At 73.4% G+C, this 16,408-nt stretch carries 21 protein-coding genes and 1 CRISPR repeat array; of the genes, 10 read left to right on the top strand and 11 right to left on the bottom strand.

Annotation, left to right across the window (positions count from 1 at the left end):
- Window positions 1-116: 116 nt before the first annotated feature.
- Both ABZ249_RS09075 and mgrA read left to right on the top strand, forming a co-directional pair.
- Window positions 117-545, top strand: coding sequence for an HIT family protein (locus ABZ249_RS09075; RefSeq protein WP_355259435.1), 429 nt, complete (start codon window positions 117-119; stop codon window positions 543-545).
- Between the two features lie 156 nt (window positions 546-701).
- Window positions 702-1,742, top strand: a complete 1,041-nt coding sequence (gene mgrA, locus ABZ249_RS09070; RefSeq protein WP_355259433.1) for an L-glyceraldehyde 3-phosphate reductase — start codon at window positions 702-704, stop codon at window positions 1,740-1,742.
- 84 nt (window positions 1,743-1,826) lie between these two features.
- Here mgrA and ABZ249_RS09065 read toward each other — a convergent pair whose 3' ends face one another.
- From ABZ249_RS09065 to ABZ249_RS09050, 4 genes are all read right to left on the bottom strand, one after another.
- Window positions 1,827-1,994, bottom strand: coding sequence for a DUF397 domain-containing protein (locus tag ABZ249_RS09065; protein WP_355259430.1), 168 nt, complete (start codon window positions 1,992-1,994; stop codon window positions 1,827-1,829).
- Between the two features lie 181 nt (window positions 1,995-2,175).
- The gene (locus ABZ249_RS09060) at window positions 2,176-2,343 is read right to left on the bottom strand and encodes a DUF397 domain-containing protein (protein ID WP_355259427.1); all 168 of its coding nucleotides are present in this window, start codon (window positions 2,341-2,343) and stop codon (window positions 2,176-2,178) included.
- 114 nt (window positions 2,344-2,457) lie between these two features.
- Window positions 2,458-2,628 carry a DUF397 domain-containing protein gene (locus ABZ249_RS09055; protein ID WP_220561577.1) on the bottom strand — a complete coding sequence of 57 codons (171 nt, stop codon included), beginning with the start codon at window positions 2,626-2,628 and terminating at the stop codon, window positions 2,458-2,460.
- On the bottom strand, window positions 2,618-3,433 hold the full coding sequence (locus ABZ249_RS09050; RefSeq protein WP_355259424.1) for a helix-turn-helix transcriptional regulator: 816 nt from the start codon (window positions 3,431-3,433) through the stop codon (window positions 2,618-2,620). Before ABZ249_RS09050 ends, ABZ249_RS09055 begins: the two co-directional genes overlap by 11 nt.
- A gap of 162 nt (window positions 3,434-3,595) precedes the next feature.
- Here ABZ249_RS09050 and ABZ249_RS09045 point away from each other — a divergent pair, with 162 nt between their 5' ends.
- Together ABZ249_RS09045 and ABZ249_RS09040 are read left to right on the top strand one after the other, a co-directional pair.
- Window positions 3,596-3,880 (top strand): hypothetical protein, encoded by a 285-nt coding sequence (locus tag ABZ249_RS09045; protein ID WP_355259421.1) that lies wholly within the window; start codon window positions 3,596-3,598, stop codon window positions 3,878-3,880.
- Window positions 3,881-4,017: 137 nt separating this feature from the next.
- Window positions 4,018-4,254, top strand: coding sequence for a hypothetical protein (locus ABZ249_RS09040; RefSeq protein WP_355259418.1), 237 nt, complete (start codon window positions 4,018-4,020; stop codon window positions 4,252-4,254).
- A 195-nt stretch (window positions 4,255-4,449) separates the two neighbouring features.
- On the opposite strand, the gene ABZ249_RS09035 is transcribed toward ABZ249_RS09040, so the two are convergent.
- The 4 genes from ABZ249_RS09035 to ABZ249_RS09020 form a co-directional block, all read right to left on the bottom strand.
- Entirely contained in the window at window positions 4,450-5,352 is a 903-nt protein-coding gene (locus tag ABZ249_RS09035; RefSeq protein WP_355259415.1) for an aminoglycoside phosphotransferase family protein, read from the bottom strand.
- Window positions 5,353-5,428: 76 nt separating this feature from the next.
- The gene (locus tag ABZ249_RS09030; protein ID WP_355259412.1) at window positions 5,429-6,037 is read right to left on the bottom strand and encodes a dihydrofolate reductase family protein; all 609 of its coding nucleotides are present in this window, start codon (window positions 6,035-6,037) and stop codon (window positions 5,429-5,431) included.
- A 258-nt stretch (window positions 6,038-6,295) separates the two neighbouring features.
- Window positions 6,296-6,631, bottom strand: coding sequence for a hypothetical protein (locus ABZ249_RS09025; protein ID WP_355259409.1), 336 nt, complete (start codon window positions 6,629-6,631; stop codon window positions 6,296-6,298).
- Window positions 6,632-7,018: 387 nt separating this feature from the next.
- Complete coding sequence (locus tag ABZ249_RS09020) at window positions 7,019-7,597, bottom strand: TetR/AcrR family transcriptional regulator (RefSeq protein WP_220561584.1); 579 nt, start codon at window positions 7,595-7,597, stop codon at window positions 7,019-7,021.
- Window positions 7,598-7,800: 203 nt separating this feature from the next.
- Here ABZ249_RS09020 and ABZ249_RS09015 point away from each other — a divergent pair, with 203 nt between their 5' ends.
- From ABZ249_RS09015 to ABZ249_RS09005, 3 genes are all read left to right on the top strand, one after another.
- The gene (locus ABZ249_RS09015) at window positions 7,801-8,184 is read left to right on the top strand and encodes a DoxX family protein (protein ID WP_355259406.1); all 384 of its coding nucleotides are present in this window, start codon (window positions 7,801-7,803) and stop codon (window positions 8,182-8,184) included.
- A gap of 63 nt (window positions 8,185-8,247) precedes the next feature.
- Complete coding sequence (locus ABZ249_RS09010; protein WP_355259403.1) at window positions 8,248-8,811, top strand: hypothetical protein; 564 nt, start codon at window positions 8,248-8,250, stop codon at window positions 8,809-8,811.
- 140 nt (window positions 8,812-8,951) lie between these two features.
- Window positions 8,952-10,916 carry a hypothetical protein gene (locus ABZ249_RS09005; RefSeq protein ID WP_355259400.1) on the top strand — a complete coding sequence of 655 codons (1,965 nt, stop codon included), beginning with the start codon at window positions 8,952-8,954 and terminating at the stop codon, window positions 10,914-10,916.
- Window positions 10,917-10,997: 81 nt separating this feature from the next.
- Here the strand turns inward: ABZ249_RS09005 and ABZ249_RS09000 are convergent, their stop codons facing one another.
- Entirely contained in the window at window positions 10,998-11,711 is a 714-nt protein-coding gene (locus ABZ249_RS09000) for an SDR family oxidoreductase (RefSeq protein WP_355259397.1), read from the bottom strand.
- A 127-nt stretch (window positions 11,712-11,838) separates the two neighbouring features.
- Here ABZ249_RS09000 and ABZ249_RS08995 point away from each other — a divergent pair, with 127 nt between their 5' ends.
- Window positions 11,839-12,237 carry a MerR family transcriptional regulator gene (locus ABZ249_RS08995; protein WP_355259394.1) on the top strand — a complete coding sequence of 133 codons (399 nt, stop codon included), beginning with the start codon at window positions 11,839-11,841 and terminating at the stop codon, window positions 12,235-12,237.
- A 15-nt stretch (window positions 12,238-12,252) separates the two neighbouring features.
- On the opposite strand, the gene ABZ249_RS08990 is transcribed toward ABZ249_RS08995, so the two are convergent.
- A complete protein-coding gene (locus ABZ249_RS08990) occupies window positions 12,253-12,693 on the bottom strand; it encodes a helix-turn-helix domain-containing protein (protein WP_220561588.1) in 441 nt (146 codons plus the stop codon).
- Between the two features lie 133 nt (window positions 12,694-12,826).
- On the opposite strand from ABZ249_RS08990, the gene ABZ249_RS08985 reads away from it, so the two are divergent.
- Complete coding sequence (locus ABZ249_RS08985) at window positions 12,827-13,744, top strand: NADP-dependent oxidoreductase (RefSeq protein ID WP_355259391.1); 918 nt, start codon at window positions 12,827-12,829, stop codon at window positions 13,742-13,744.
- Window positions 13,745-13,808: 64 nt separating this feature from the next.
- Window positions 13,809-14,880: direct repeats of the CRISPR family, unit length 29 nt; unit sequence GGGACCATCCCCGCGTGCGCGGGGAGCAG.
- Between the two features lie 104 nt (window positions 14,881-14,984).
- Here the strand turns inward: ABZ249_RS08985 and ABZ249_RS08980 are convergent.
- Window positions 14,985-15,581, bottom strand: a complete 597-nt coding sequence (locus tag ABZ249_RS08980; RefSeq protein WP_355259388.1) for a hypothetical protein — start codon at window positions 15,579-15,581, stop codon at window positions 14,985-14,987.
- A gap of 286 nt (window positions 15,582-15,867) precedes the next feature.
- Here ABZ249_RS08980 and ABZ249_RS08975 point away from each other — a divergent pair, with 286 nt between their 5' ends.
- Window positions 15,868-16,386, top strand: coding sequence for a hypothetical protein (locus tag ABZ249_RS08975; protein WP_355259385.1), 519 nt, complete (start codon window positions 15,868-15,870; stop codon window positions 16,384-16,386).
- Window positions 16,387-16,408: the final 22 nt, after the last annotated feature.

Below are 16,408 nucleotides of genomic sequence, written 5' to 3'. Positions count from 1 at the left end.
CGCCCAGGGCCGTTCGCAGACCGTGCGGACACCCGCCGACGGCGGCACCGGACGTGAGAGCGTTGCCCCGGGGCTCCCGCCCCGGCAACCGCACCGTCTCCTCCGGAAGGGCGACCATGCCGACTCTGTTCACCCGCATCATCGACCGCGAACTGCCGGGCCACTTCGTCTGGGAGGACCCGGTCGCCGTCGCGTTCCTCACCATCGCGCCGCTGCGCCCCGGGCACACGCTCGTCGTACCGCGCGCGGAGGTGGACGACTGGACCACCGCCGACCCGGAGCTGCTGGCCCACTGCACGGGCGTGGCCCGGGCCGTGGGCCGGGGTGTGAAGAAGGCGTGGGACGCCCCGCGGGCGGGACTGATCATCGCCGGCCTGGAGGTCCCCCACCTGCACATCCACGTGTCACCGATCTGGGAGCCGAGCGACCTCGACGTCTCGGACCTGCCCGTGGAGAAGGACGACGCCGTGCTGGGCGAGGCCGCCGACCGGCTGCGCCGGGCGCTGACCGAGCTGGGCCACCCCGAGGCCGTCCCGCCCTGCTGAGGAACGGCGCGGCGCCTCCGGGGGCCGCGGCCCCCGGCTCCGGCCCGCGCCCGTTGGACAACGGGCGCGGGCCGGAGCAGAGTTGGACCGTCGTACCGGCCGACCCGCCCGCGCGGGACACCCCGGCCGCACCGCCCACCTGAGGAAACCCGCACGATGACCTACGTCGCCGCCCCCGAACGCTACGACGGAACCATGCTCTACCGGCGCACCGGCCGGTCCGGCCTCGACCTGCCCGTGCTCTCGCTGGGGTACTGGCACAACTTCGGCGACGACCGCCCCTTCGAGACCCAGCGGGCCATCGCACGCCGCGCCTTCGACCTGGGCATCACCCACCACGACCTGGCCAACAACTACGGGCCGCCCTACGGGGCCGCCGAGATCAACTTCGGCCGCCTCATGCGCGAGGACTTCGCCCCCTACCGCGACGAGATGGTCGTCTCCACCAAGGCCGGGTGGGACATGTGGCCGGGGCCGTACGGGCAGGGGGGCGGCTCCCGCAAGTACGTGCTGGCCTCGCTGGACCGGTCGCTGCAGCGCATGGGCCTGGACTACGTCGACATCTTCTACTCCCACCGGCTGGACGCCTCCACTCCCCTGGAGGAGACCATGGGGGCGCTGGACACCGCCGTGCGCCAGGGCAAGGCCCTGTACGTGGGCATCTCCTCCTACGACGCCGAGCGCACCCGGAGGGCGTACGAGATCCTGCACGAGCTGGGGACGCCGCTGCTCATCCACCAGCCCTCCTACTCGATGCTCAACCGGTGGATCGAGACCGAGGGGCTGCTCGACACCGTCGGCGAACTGGGCGTGGGCGTCATCGGATTCACGGCGCTGGCCCAGGGGCTGCTCACCGACCGGTACCTGAACGGCGTGCCGGAGGGGTCCCGGGCCACCCAGGACAAGTCCTTCGACGCCGGGTGGCTGTCGGAGGAGACGCTGGGGCACCTGCGGGCGCTCGCCGGCATCGCCGCGGAGCGCGGGCAGACGCTGGCGCAGCTGGCGCTGGCCTGGGCGCTGCGCGACCCGCGTGTGACGTCGCTGGTCATCGGGGCGTCGTCGGTGGCGCAGCTGGAGCAGAACGTGGCGGCGCTGGGGAACCTGGAGTTCACCGACCGGGAGCTGGCGGCGATCGACGAGCACGCGATCGACGGCGGCGTGGACCTGTGGCACGACGCCCGGACCGGCGCGCTGTAGCGGCGGGGGCGGTGTAGCGGCCGGGGCGGTCGCGCCGACGGAGGCCGTCGTCGGCGCGACCGCGGCTCCCCGCGGGTCAGCGGGTCAGCGGGTCAGCGAGCGCAGGAGCGCGGACCACTCGCCGGGGGTGAAGGAGAGGTGGCCGGCCTCGCGGTGCTGCGTGTCCCGGACGTCCGTGGCCCGAGGGGTCTCCCGGACCTCCACGCAGTTGCCCTCGCAGTTGCTGTAGGTGCTCTTGCGCCATTCGTCCATGGATATGCCCTTCGCGTTCTTTGACAGTTTCGACCTACTTGTACACCGTGCTTCCCATTGAGAAACAGAACACGCATGTGAGGGGCGAGGCCCCGTCCCGGGCGGAGGGGAGCGGACCCCTGGCAGCGCACAAGGAGACCCCCCGCGCGGACGCGGGGGGTCGGGTGAGGGATCGGAAAGGTCAGCGGCTCACGGAGCGCACCAACGCCGCCCACTCCATCCGGTCGAAGGTCAGGTAGCCGGCCTCACGGTTCTGCGTGTCCCGGACATCGGCGCCCGCCGCGAACTCGCGCGCTTCAACGCAGTTGGCACCGCCGTCCGAGTAGGTGCTCTTGTGCCACTCAGCCATGGACTGCCCTCCTGGATTTCGACAACCGTTCGGGTTCTACCCACACCCCGCGTCCTCATCCGGGACTTGATACCTCCCACGCGCACGCGGGAGCCGAGGGGAGGAGCGGAAAGGTCAGCGGCTCACGGACTGAAGGAGAGCCGCCCACTCCATCCGGTCGAAGGTCAGGTACCCGGCCTCGCGGTTCTGCGTGTCCCGGACATCCGCGCCCGCGGCGAACTCGCGCGCCTCCACACAGTCGTTGGTTCCACCGCTGTAACTCGACTTGTGCCACTCAGCTTGCACTGTCCAACCTCTTCACTTCATCGCGGACCATCCGGAGCGAGGCCTCCGGTTCCCATGCCAGCCCTTGCAGGCTCCCCACCAGCATCCTGCGTTGAGCGACCGCTGTCGAACTGGTCAGAATGCGCCCTTCTTCGGCACTCTCCACGTAGGCGAGCTCGGTGGAGTCCTTCATGGTGATCACCCGGAAAGAACCCGCGTTGCCAGGGTGCTTGGGATGATCAGAAGGCATGATCTGTAGGGTAATCCTCCCCCGCTCCGAGAGTTCGATCAGGTACTCCAGTTGCTCACGGGTGACGTCCACACCCCCGTACCTTCGACCCAGCAAACTCTGGTCCAGCACCAACCACAGCAACGGGCGCAGGGCCTCGGAGAAATGCTTCGCCCGAGTCACCCGCTCACCGACACTCGTGGCCAGCTCATCCGGGGACAGCCAGGGAGCCGATGCCAGAACGATGGCGCGCGCGTACGCCTCGGTCTGCAAATAGCCGGGGAACGCCAACGCCTGGTACTCCCAGACGGCTTGGGCATCCTGAATCGCTGAAGCGATCTCCGACAGCCAGGGCGCACGGTTGCTGCCGGTCAGGTCCTCCCACAGGCGCGAGAGTCTCCCGAAGCCGATCGACTCGTCCAGCGCTTTCCGCAGCCTCGGCGACGGCGGAGCCTTTCCGCGCTCCACGTCCGATATCTGGCTTTTGCTGCTCTGGACACGATTGGCCAGCGCGGTTTGCGTCAGCTCCGCCTCGGTGCGCAGACGTGCCACCTCGCGGCCGTAACGCGACAGAACCTGTTTCGGTACAGGGGGCATACGTCCAGGAGAGCACATCCTCCGCTCCCTCCGGAGCGATTCCGTGAAATTCCGAAGGCACCGGAACCTCGCCGCTGAGCAGACAAGTCCCTTTACCTGGAACTTTCCATCGGCGGACACTTCAAGTCGTACCCGAGCCCACTATGTGCCAGGAGCCGCCGCATGCCGCCCGCACCGTCTTCGGAACTCCACTCGGAACTCCACGAGGAGGCCGTCCTCGCCCTCCACTCCGCGCTACGACGGCGCGGGATCGCCGCGGGGGACGGCGACCTCCCCGGCTCCGTCCGCGCCGAGTACGCGGGGCGCCGCGTGACCGTCCGCCACGTCGACCGGCAATGGTGGCGCCCGATGCCCGGCGAACCCCACGTCACCGTCCCGGTCGCCCGCTCCGGCGACGAGGACGCCCTGGCCCGCGACCTGGTCGCCGAACTCTTGGGACGGCTGTGAACCCCTTGGGCTTCGACGACTTCGCCCGCCTCACCGCGCCCCGCGCCCGCCCGGTCCCGGCGCCCCGGCCGGCCGAACGGCTTCCGCTCCCACGACGGACACGCACACACCGACCGACCACAGAAGGGAACGACGCCATGTCCCGGACCGAACCCGGCGACCCCCGCCGCAGGCGGCCCCCGACCCCGGCCCAGCAGGAACGCGCCGACGAACTGTTCGACGACCTCTCCTCCGCCCTGCGCGACATCGAGGAGCCCGATGCCGACCCGGTCACCGCCCTGCGCGACGCGGACCGCGCCTTCGGCATCCTCCACGCCCACCTGTGCAGGGGCGGCGCCCTGCCCACCCCCTGGCACAAGGCCCGGCATCCCTGAAACGACCCCGCGCCCGAAGGGCCCCTACGCCCCGGCCGCGGCGGCGACCCGCACGCGGCCGGGGCCCGCCGTGCCGTCCCGCCGGCACCCGGCCCGCCTCCGGCGGCAAGGACCGGAGCCGCCCTCGCCCTGCCCCTCACACTCTTCAGGCAGGAAAGGACACCACGGCCACCGGCGGCACGGCCGTCCCCCGCCTCACTCCTCGCTCTCCAGGATCCACCGCAGCGTACGACGGCCGATCCGGCTCATCGGCGGATTGCTCTCGCGGTAGTACCAGACCAGCCCCAACGCCTGCTCGAACGCCCAGGCCCGCCCGCGCTCCCACTCCGCGTCGCCGACCCCCAACGCCTCCCGGAACACGGCCCGGGGACCCTCCTCCAGCACATCCCAGGCGCACAGCAGATCCAGCGCCGGATCGGCCGCCCCCAGCCCGCCCACGTCCACCACACCCACCAGGCGCCCCTCGCGCACCAGCAGGTTGCCCGGCATGAGGTCCCCGTGCGACATCACGTCCGGGTCGCTCCCCCGCGGCAGGTCGCGCAGCCGCCCCTCCCACAGCCGGCGCAGCCGGGGCACGTCCAGCAACCCCTCCGAACGCTCCAGGCAGGTACGCACCCACGCGTCGTGGTCGGCGATCCGGCCGCCGCGCCCCTGACCGCGGAACACCCGCCCCCGGGTGTCGATCGCGCGCACCCCGCGCACGAACTCGGCCAGGTCCAGGGCGAAGTCGGTGCCGCTCCCGGCGTCGACCCGGTCCGCGGGCGTCCCCGGCAACCGCGTCTGCACGCTCCACGGCATCGGGTACCCCTCCCCCGGCGCGCCGATCGCCACCGGCTCGGGGGTGGCGAAACGGGTGCGGCCCGCGAGCTCGCGCGCCGCCGCGGCCTCACCCTCCAAAACGAGCAGCGCGGCCTGCGGGTCGGCCGGCTGGAGGGGGAACCGGGCGACGAGGTCGTCGCCCAGCAGGAACACCGCGTTCACCGTGCCCCCGGGCAGGACCGGGACCAGCGGCAGCCCCGCCCAGTGCGGGAACTGGTCTTCGATGAGCCGTGCGGCGGTCTGCGGGGTGAGGACGATCTGGTCGCTGTGCATGAGCATCGGCCCAGTCTGGCGGCCCGGCGCCCGCGGAGCACACGATTTTTCCAGCCGCCCGGCCGCCCGGCCGCTCACCCGGTCAGCGCGGCACCCGGTACGTCACGTGCGTCACCCCGGTCGCCGCCCGCGACCCCACCTGCTCCAGCCTCAGCGGCGGAACCCCCTCGAACAGCCGCGTCCCGCCGCCGAACACCACCGGCACGATGTGCAGCCGCAGCTCGTCGATCAGCCCCGCGGTCAGGAACTGGTTGACCGTGGCGGCACCGCCCGCCACCGCGACGTCCGCGTCCCCGGCCGCCTCGCGCGCCCGCGCCAGCGCGGCCCCGATCCCGTCGGTGACGAAATGGAACGTGGTGCCGCCCGCCATCGGCTGCGGATCGCGCGGATGGTGGGTCAGCACGAACACCGGCGCGTGAAACGGCGGGTCCTCGCCCCACCACCCGTTCCACTCCCGGTCCCACCCGCCGCGCACGGGACCGAACATGTTCCGCCCCATGATGTAGGCCCCCGCCCCCGCCATGAGGTCGAGTTCGGCCCGGTTCTCCTCGGGGGTGTCGAACATCCAGGCGTGCAGCGCGGCGCCCGAGCCGTCACCGCCGTCGTCGCCGAACGGGCGCTCCTCGGTCTGACCGTGCCCGGCCGCACAGCCGTCGGCCGAGATCGAGAGGTCGCAGGTCACCTTGGTCATTTCCGCTCTCCCCTTCCGGGTTCCGGGACGCCGGGCCCAGGCCGCGCGGAACCCGGTCCGGCCGGGCCGCGAACGGAGGCGGGAGGGCCGGGCCGCCCGGGGCCCGCCACCGGACACGATCCTGCCCCAGGCCGCCGACACGCCACAGCGGCCACACCGGCGGGAGGGGCTCACGCCCCCGGGCGCGCCCCGACCTGCGGGCGCCGCCACGGGGCGTCCGGGGACCGCGCAGGACGCGCGGCGGACGGCGGACGTTCCCTAGCCGGGGAGTCCGGCGACGACCTCGTCCAGTTCCGCCAGCCGGTCCGGGCACACGTGCTCGACGTTCACCCTGCGCAACGCGAGTTCCGCGTCGTCCTCGGCGGTCATCGTGGTCGCCAGGGCGAACACGCCCTCCTCCTCTTCGCAGGTGCTCTCGGCCTCGCTCTGGATCTCCGCCCACGTGGTGTCGGTGAGCTGGTCCCTGCCCAGAGCCGCGGCCGCCGCGGCTCGGTGGGCGTCCTCGCCGGAGGGGGATCCGCAGCCGGTGAGCAGGAGGACGGCCGCGACCGAGGCCAGGACCGGAACAGGGGTCGGCAGAAGTGTTCGCGTCATCATGGGGGATGCCTCTCAGAGGGCGCCGGAGCGGGCAGCGCGAAAATGTGATGCCCAACAGTGTGCAGCACGCCACCTGGAACAGGGTGTTCGGGGTTACGTGGCGTGGGCCTCACTTCCCGTACACCCGGACTTCACCCACCCGGGCAACAGCCCCCGGTCACCACCGGAGGGAGCAACCCCGCCCCGGCCGTGCCGTGTCCATCCGGCCCGCCGCCGGTCACAGCCGACCGGCCGCCCCGCCGGGAGCGCCCCCGCCCCACGGCACCACGACCACCACGGGCCGCCCCGACCGCACGGGCCCCGAACGGTCCCGGCGCTCCCCGGGCACCGCTCCCGCCCCGGGCACCGATCCCGCTTCCACTCCCGCCCCGGCCTGCTCCCGCGTCACTCCGCCTCGCCCCGGCGCGCGGACGCCAGCACCCGGTCCACGAGATCCTCGACGAACCCCCGCGTCGCCGGCCGCGCCTGGAACGCGCCCCGGGCGAGCACCCCGCCCACGAGCAGCGCCAGCGACGGCTCGACGTCCTCCGGCGGCAGGTGCGACCGCAGGACCGCCTCCAGCGACCGGGTCCCCGCCTCGTAGAGCCGCCGGCGCAGCTCGTCCACCTCCGGGTCGCTCCCCGCCCGCTCCAGCAGCCCCCCGAACACCCGGTCCAGGTGGCCCCCCGCCAGGTCCTCGGCGAAATCGACCAGCCCCCGCACCAGATCCTCACGCAGGTCGCCGGTGGGCTCCGGGTGGTCGGCCTCGTCGCAGATCTTCCCGATCGACGCCCGCATCAGGTCCAGGCGCGTCGGCCAGTGCGCGTAGACGGTCGCCTTGGAGTAGCCGGCCCGCTTGGCGACCTCCGCGTGGGTGACCACGCTCCACCCCTCGGTCACGAACAGTTCCGTGGCGGCCTCGACGACGTCGCGCCGGGTCCGCAGGACCCTGGGGTCCACGCCGTCCGGCTCCTTGGTTCCCATGGTGAGCGATACTAGCCGGTTTTCCACACACCCCGGCGACTTCTGAACGAGTTGTCTACTATCTGGTTGATGGGCTATTTTCTGAACCGGATGGACGACACCGCGTCGCCCGTCACGCCTGACCCGTTCCCACCCCCGAACCCCGGAGAGACCTCATGAAGACCGAACCCCGACGGCACCCGACCCCCTCTTCCCGCCCCCGTGTGCTCCACATCGGCCTCTGGGCCGCCCAGCTCCTCCTCGCCCTGGTCTTCGTCGGCGGCGGAGTCTGGAAGCTCACCACCCCCGTCACCGAACTCGCCCAGGTCTTCCCCTGGGTCGGGCAGACCCCGCCCGCGCTGCTCTACACCACCTCCGTACTCGACGTCCTGGGCGGCCTCGGCGTCCTGCTCCCCGCCCTCACCCGCATCCGGCCGGGGCTGGCCGTCCTGGCCGCCCTCGGCTGCGCCGCGCTCCAGGCGTCCGCCATCGTCTTCCACCTCTCCCGGGGGGAGTCGGACGTGGCGTTCAACGCCGTACTCCTCGCTCTCGCGGCCTTCGTCGCCTGGGGGCGCCACACGAGAGAGCCCATCGCCCCACGTTCCTGACACCGGCGTACGGCAGAATCCGAGCGACCGGCCCGACCGCACCACCCGCCCCGGGAGCCCGCGATGACGCACATGACCGACCTGCTGACCCCACACCTGCCCGCCGGGATCACCCTGCCCGAGCCCCTGGAGCGGGCCTGGGCGTGGATGGAGGCCCAGGGCTTCGGGTTCACCAACGAGCACGGGTACTTCCTCACCCCGTACCCGGGCGACCGGCAGCTGGGCGTGGTGTTCTCGCCCGGCGAGAGCCTGACCGGGCGGTTCGAACCCGGCGAGCCCGGTCACGGCGACCTCGTGCCGCTGGGCGAGATCTCCGGCGACGGCGGCATGTGCCTGCTGTGGAACGACTCCGGGACGACGCGGTTCGTCGCCCTGAGCTCGGACGGGGAGGCGTTCCTGCTGGCCGACTCCGCGGTCGACTTCCTGCGGCTCATCGCGATCGGCTACGCCGACCTCCCCTTCTCCGAACTCCTGACCGGGCCACCGGAGGAGGACGAGGCCGTGGCAGCCCTCGCGCCCTTCCGGGCCTGGGTCGAGGCGGAGTTCGGCACCGAGGTGCCCGCCCACTGGCACACGGCCGACCCCGACCCCTTCAACACCTGGGTCTCGTCCCTCAAGGGGTGGTGACCGGTATCGACCCTCGGTGGTGGGAACGGTCTCCGTCCGGCGAAGGGAAGAGTGCACAGACCGCCACCTTTACGCCATAGATCTCCTCTGGCCCGCGCGGCAACGCGGACCTGTCCCCCGTCCCGGCTAATGTCCCTCCCATGTCGGAGCGCGACCTGATCCTCGACACCCTCCGCCGGGCCCCGGGGGTCCTCTTCATCGAGCCCGGCCGCCACCTCGTCACCCAGGACGAGGTGCACGGCCGGGCCAGGGATGAGCGTGCCCGCCGCGGCCTCCCCGCCTCCCACCCCTACCTCGGCTGGCACACCCAGGCCGAGGGGTTCGACCCCTCCGGCGCCCTGGTCGGCCCCCAGCGCGTCTACTTCGGCGGCGACCGCGCCGCCGTGGCCCGCGCCCTCTCCCTCCTGGAACCGCACGGCTTCGCGGTCCTGGGCGGGCGCTCCGACACCGAGGTGTTCGTCCTGCGCCGCGACGCCGCGCCCCGCCGCGTCGACCCCGCGCTCACCGACGAGTGGCGCACTCGCCTGGAGGTCCTGGGCGACGACCGCTCCGGCCCGGTCCCCTTCCGGGACGGCGAGGAGGAACTCCTCCACGCGCTCGTCGCCCACCCCGCCATGCGCGACCTCCTCGCCCCCGCCGCCCGGGCCCTGCGCCTGCGCGGCGCCCTCTCCCGCGCCGACCTCGACACCGCCCTCTCCCCCGAAGGCCTCGACGCCCTCCGCCCCCACGGCGACGAGGCCGCAGCCCTGACCGCCCACGCCCTGGAGACCGGCCACCCCCGGGCCCGTCCGGCGGCCACCGTCCTGGCCGAACTCGGCCGCGCCGACGCCCGCGTGCTCAACCGGTGGAAGGACCCCGGGGCGATCCGGACCGCCCGCGCCGCGGCCCTGGAGGGGCGCCAGGTCTCCACCTTCCTCGACCTGGCCGCCGCCGACGGCGCGGACCCCGTGTCCGCGGCCGTCGACCTCGCCGAGGAGATCAGGGCCGCGGGCGGCGAGGACGCCGCGCCCCGCGTCCTGGAGGCCGCCGTCCGCCTCGTCTCCCGCTTCGGCGGCTCCACCCGCGCCCACGCCCTGGCCGCGCTCCGCGACGAGCGGGTACCGCCCTGGCTCCGGGTCGTCGTCGCCGACCGCTGGACCCGCACCCCCGTCCCGGCCGGCGCCCCGGCCGACGACCCGGCCGCGCGCACGGCGCCCGAGATCCGGGCGGCTGACGCCGCCTGGCCCGACGCCGTCGACGAGGTGCGCGCCTCGGCCGGCCTGCCCCCGAGTCCCGGGTTCGACCCCGAGCACCGGCCCGGGCGGGACGCCGCGGTCGAACTGCGCGAGGCCGTCGTCGCCCGGCACCTGGACGGCCTGCGGGCCGCGCTCGCCCGCCCGGACCTCTCCGAGCCCGCCCTCGCAGTCCTGCTCGAACTCCTCCACGGTGCGAACGCCCTGCGTCCGCAGGACCTCGCCCCGTTCGCCCGCACGTGGCGCAAGCGCCTGTTCGTGAAGCCGGACCCGTACACGAGCGCCCCGCCCGCCGTCGTGACGTACGCGGCGGCCCTGGCCCGCCTGGGCGAGGCCACCGCGGACAAGGTCGCCGACACCGTGCTGCGCGACAAGCGCCAGTGGTCCCTGCCCGTCCGCCTGCTCCTGCTCGGCGCGCTCGACCGCGGCCGGGACGCCGACCTCGCCGCGGAGGCCGAGATCCTCCCCCACACGCACAGCGGTGACAAGGGCACCCAGGCCGCGGCGCACGCCCTGGCCCTGGTGCGCGCCCGCCTGCGCGGGATCCCGCCGGTCGCGGCCGCCTGCGCGTCACTCCTGGAGGCCCCCGAACGGCCGCCGTTCGTGCGCCGCGGGTTCGCGCACGTCGCCGTGGCCGTGGAAGAGGGCGGCTCGGGCCTGTGGGCCCACCACTTCCGCGGGGGTTCCGTCCGGGCGCTGGAGGCCGCGCTGCGCGTCGCCGGGAACGAGGACCTCCCCGCCCCGGCGCGCCTCGCCGCCCTGGACCTGGCCGACGAGTCGTCGGCCCTGGACCGCGCCGGCCGGGCCCGGCCCGAGAACGCGGCGCGGCTGCGCGCGGAGCGCGAGGAGCTGCGTTCCCGGCTCCGGGCGTGACCGCGGCCCGGCGGGGGCGGACGGTGCCCGTCCGCCCCCGCCGCGTTCACCTCCCCGGAGGGCGCCGCGCCCGCACCGCCGTCACCGTCCGAGCGCCGGCGCGTAGAACTTCGCGGGGTCCTCCGCCAGCGCCGCCTTCACCGAGCGGCTCGCGTCGTCGACCAGCACCTCGATCGCCCCCGAGCCCACACCGTCCAGGCTGGCCCGGGCCACGTCCGCGGGATCGATCTTGGGCACGTCGTAACCGGCCATCATGTCGGTGTCGGCCGATCCGAGGTGCACCCCCTGCACCAGGGTCCCCTGGCCGGCCAGTTCGAGGCGGACCGCGTTGGTCATGTTCCAGGCGGCGGCCTTGGCCGCGGAGTAGGCCCCCGCGCCGTCGTAGGCGAACCACGACAGCGCCGACAGCACGTTCACCACCGCTCCCCCGCCGTTCGCCGCGAGCACGGGCGCGAAGGCCCGGATCACGCCGAGCGTGCCGAAGAAATGGGTGTCGAACTCCAGCCGGATCGCGTCCGGGTCGCCCGTCACCAGGTTCGCCCCGGTGGCGATCCCGGCGTTGTTGACGAGCAGGGTGACGTCGGCGGCCCGCGCGGCCGCCTCCGCCACCGAATCCGCGTCCAGCAGGTCCAGTCGCAGTGCCTCGACCCTGGGGTCACGGACCTCGACGGTCTCGGGACGGCGGGCCGCCGCGTAGACCTTCGCGGCCCCGCGGGCCAGGAGTTCGTCGACGAAGCGCCGGCCGATACCCCGGTTCGCTCCGGTGACCAGTGCGACGGAGCCGGTGACATCCATGGGTTCCCCCGAAATCTCGTGTGCGGGCGGACCAGAGCGCCGCCCCGTCCGGATACCGTAGGACCTGACGTTGACGTCAAGGGCAAGCCCGCGGACTGTGATCCACGACAAAAGGGGCGGGGAGCGGATGAGCGGTTCCATGCGCATCGGTGTGCTGGCGGAGCACGCCGGGGTGAGCACCCGGGCGCTGCGCTACTACGAGGAGCAGGGGCTCCTCACCCCGGAGCGCACGCCGAGCGGGCAGCGCGTCTACCCGCCGTCGGCGGTCGAGCGGGTTCAAATCATCCGGCAGTTCTTCGCGGCGGGGCTCAACAGCCGCACCGTCGCCGCCATCCTGCCCAGCGTCGACGCGGGGCGTGCGGCGCCCGGGGTGCTGGAGTCCCTGCGCGCCGAACGGGCCCGCATCACCGCGGGCATCGCCGAACTCCAGGAGGCCGGGCGCCGGCTCGACCGGGTCATCGAGCTCACCGAGCACCCCGACCCCGAGCACTGCCCCGCACTGCGCGAGCAGGCGGCCGCCTCCTGACGGGCGGCGCCCGCCTCACCCGGCCAGGGCGTCGAACTCCTCCCGGTTCGCGAGCACCTCGGCCATGTGCTCCTCCGCCCACGCCTTGACGCCGCGCATCAGCTCGTGCAGCGAGAGTCCCAGGGCGGTCAGCTCGTAGGTGACCGTCACCGGCACCGTCGGGGTCACCGTGCGGGTGACCAGGCCGTCGCGCTCCAACGAGCGCAGGGTCTGGGTGAGCATCTTCTGGCTGACCCCGGCCAGGCGCCGGGACAGCTCCGAGTAGCGCATCGCCCGCGGCTCCTCCCAGGATTCACCGGCGGGGCACGGCCCGCCCCTGCCCAGCGCGGCCAGGACCAGCGTGACCCACTTGTCGGAGATGCGGTCGAGCAGCTGGCGGCTGGGGCAGGCCGCCAGGAACGCGTCGTAGTCGGCCTTCGCCTGTGCCCGCCGCTGGGCCGCGGTCATCGTCGCCATCGGCCGGTCCTTCCTACCCGGGGGTGGGTTACGCACTTCGAGGTGCGTACTTCCCATTGGAGAGTTACTCCACCAGAGTGATGCCTGTCAGCTTCCGAGCGCAAGGCCCCCAGGGGCCTGAAAGGACGCCACCATGGGAACCCCCACCTTCCGCACCGCCGTCGTCCGCGTCCCGAACGGGCCGGACTCCATCGAGTTCATCGACCGTCCGCTGCGCGAGCCCGGCCCCGGCGAGATCCGCGTCCGGGTCGCCGCCGCCCCGGTCAACCCGGTCGACCTCGCGGTCGCCGCCGGGTTCTTCCACGGGATCGGGGTCATCGACCAGCCCGAGCACACGGGGCTGGGCTGGGACTTCTCCGGCACGGTCGAGGCCGTCGGCGAGGGAGTGGACCTGGCGGTCGGCACCCGCGTCGCGGGGCTGGTCGGCGGCCTCGACCGGGACTTCGGGACCTACGCCGAGCAGCTGGTGGTCCCGGCCGCCGACGTGGCCGAGGTGCCCGAGGGGCAGGACCTGGCCGCGGTGTCCACGGTGCCCCTCAACGGGCTGACCGCCGCCCAGCTGGTCGACCTGCTCGGCGACGCGCCGCAGCAGGGGAACCGGCTGCTGGTGACCGGCGCGGCGGGCGCCGTCGGCGGGTACGTGGTGACGCTCGCGCAGGAGCGCGGCTGGCGGGTGACGGGGCTCGCCCGGTCGGCGGACGAGGAGTTCGTCCGCGGCCTGGGGGCGGACTTCACCGACCGCGAGATCGGGGGCTGGGACGCCGTCGCCGACGCCGCGGCTCTCCAGGAGCGCGGGCGCGACCTGGTGCGCGACGGAGGGGTCTTCGTGGGCGTGCAGCCGGTCTCGCCGATCGCCCCGGAGCGCGGGATCGACCTGCGCGCCGTGAATGTGGTGCCGGACGGCGCCCGCCTGGCGGACCTGCTCGCGCGCACCGCCGCGGGCGAGCTGCCCACCCGCGTGCACGCGGTCGTCCCGCTGGCCGACGCCGCCGACGCTCACCGGTCCTTCGCCAAGGGCGGCATCCGCGGCCGCTACGTCCTCCAGCCCTGACCCTGACCCGTTCCCCGCGCACCCGACAAACCGCCCCACCTCGCCCCACCGCCGACACCCCACAGCCCCCACCCCCGCATACGCGGGGAGCAGTCCTCAAATTCGTAGTAGCTGATCATGAACGGGGGACCATCCCCGCGTGCGCGGGGAGCAGGGTTTTCGCCCCGCGGGTTTTACGGCTGTCGTGGGACCATCCCCGCGTGCTCGGGGAACAGGCCCATACCCGCTCGTAGGACTCCACATACGTGGGACCATCCCCGCGTGCGCGGGGAGCAGCTGGGCATCTCCAAGGACCGCAAGGCGACCGCGGGACCATCCCCGCGTGCGCGGGGAGCAGGATTACCGCCTGACCGCGAAGGCCGCTGCCACGGGACCATCCCTGCGTGCGCGGGGAGCAGACCAAACCCCTGGGGATGCCGGAGATCGACCGGGGACCATCCCCGCGTGCGCGGGGAGCAGACGGGGGCGTAGGCGGGGTGGGCGACATCCCAGGGACCATCCCCGCGTGCGCGGGGAGCAGGGTGGCGGCGCGGGCGGCGGCCCGGTCGCGGCGGGTGGCCAGGGACCATCCCCGCGTGCGCGGGGAGCAGCGCCGGTACCCGCGCACCTGCGAACCCTCCGAGGGACCATCCCCGCGTGCGCGGGGAGCAGAGGGGCGAGGGAGATGGCGTCAAGGATCGAGCGGGACCATCCCCGCGTGCGCGGGGAGCAGAAACAGCGCCTCCTGCCCCTCCAGCAGCACCGGGGACCATCCCCGCGTGCGCGGGGAGCAGGGCGACCACCAGCCCGGTGGGGGAGGCGGCGAGGGACCATCCCCGCGTGCGCGGGGAGCAGGAGGGAGGGGGGGAAACTCTGTCCCCCTGGGGGACCATCCCCGCGTGCGCGGGGAGCAGGGCGATGCGGGTGAAGGTCCAGCCGTTGGGGAGGGACCATCCCCGCGTGCGCGGGGAGCAGGGTGGTGCGCGATGCCCATGTCAGCGCCCCCCGGGACCATCCCCGCGTGCGCGGGGAGCAGCTGCAAGCCATGCTCGCCCTTGACGCCAAGGTGGGACCATCCCCGCGTGCGCGGGGAGCAGTGGGCTCCAGCCCCATGTCCGACCGGTACCGGGGACCATCCCCGCGTGCGCGGGGAGCAGAGTAAAGACCTGCGACGATTCCACCGAAGATAAGGCGATTTTACAAGTTCTCAAGAATCAGACACAGAACCTACAGGATCACTTTCTACGCATCAAATGCGAAATCACCCCTCAACTCGGCGGCTACTGAACATCTCCTCCACCATGCGCTCCACCATGCGCTCGCGCTCCGGCCCGACCACCTGTCTGGCCGTGGCAGCGAGGCGCTGCGCCTCCTCGGTGGTCGGCAGCAGTCCGACAAGGAGCCCGGGCAACATCAGGCGCCGCAGTAGCAGCTCGTTCGCCGAGGTCACGTGGGGCCGCCGCACCACCGACACGTTCACCCGGACCGCGTGCTCGTTCCCCGGCGGAACCCCCGGGCGGTCGCGCTCGATCGCCACGTAGCGAAAACCGTGCGCGAGATCGCAGGGGGCGCAGCCGAGCGGCCCCCGGCCGGTCCGCTCACCACAGTCGGCACAGGTCAGCCGGTCGAGGGCGGCGTCCACCACGCGCCAGTCGTGGCGGTCGGGTTCGTCGGCCACCATGGCGGCGAGCTCCACCTCGTCGCCCCCGCCGAATTCCTCGACGAAACCAGCCCAGCCCTCCTCGACGACACCGTCCACCAGGCCCCGGCACATGCCGCACGCGGGCGCGCCCGCGTACTCGTACCCGCCGCATTCGGCGCACCGCCGCAGGGCGGCTCCCACCTCAGGCCGTCCCATCGCCCCTCCCCGGTCCGCCACCGACGATAGCGGGACACGCCCCAGGCAGAGTTATCCCCAGGTCCGGCGAACCGGTACCGGGGCCGGGCCCTCTGGCACAGAATGGAAAGTGCCCGGGAAGCCCCCACCAGAGGGGCCTTCCATGTGCTGACGAGAGCAGAGGCGGGTGCGAGTCCATGTGCGTCATCGAGATCGCCGTCGGAGGAGCCGTGACCACCGAATCCCCGCGCGGGCACGCCCTCCGGCCCCCGGCGGAGCCCGTCCGGCGCTCCCACACCGCCCGACCATGACGCACACCCTCGCCCACGAAGGCCGCGTCTTCCTCAACTTCCGCCACTACAGGTTCCCGGCCCCCCACTCCCACGCCTTCCGGTGGGTGGACGTCAAACACCTGCGGTTCTCCGGCTCCCCCGGCGACCGGGAGCTGCTCGCCGCGCTCATCGGGCACGAGCAGTTCCGGGACACGTACGCCGGCTACGGCGCCCACCCGGAGGAGACCCGGCACGGTTCGTACTGGCTGGCGGCGATCACCCCGGAGGCGTACGAACCCGTCGAAACCGCCGAGAGCGCGGCGGTCCTGCGCACCTGGGCCGGGCAGTACGGGGCGGTGCCCGCCGACCTGGAGGCCGACCTGCGGCGCGAGGTGTTCGACGTCCTGGACGCGGCCGCGCGGGTCTTCCACCTGAACGGGGTCGGAGAGGAGGATTTCCACGACTGGGGAGGTGTCCACGGCGAGTTCCACGAGTTCGTGTCCATCGACCGCGCGCGGGGCCGGATCACCCTGCTCGTCGCCGCCGACGACTGACCGTCGGGGCCGGGCGCCGACC

It is taken from the genome of Nocardiopsis sp. NPDC006139 (genome assembly GCF_040614155.1).
GTDB lineage: Bacteria > Actinomycetota > Actinomycetes > Streptosporangiales > Streptosporangiaceae > Nocardiopsis > Nocardiopsis changdeensis.
This window is presented reverse-complemented; position numbering and strand designations above follow the sequence as displayed.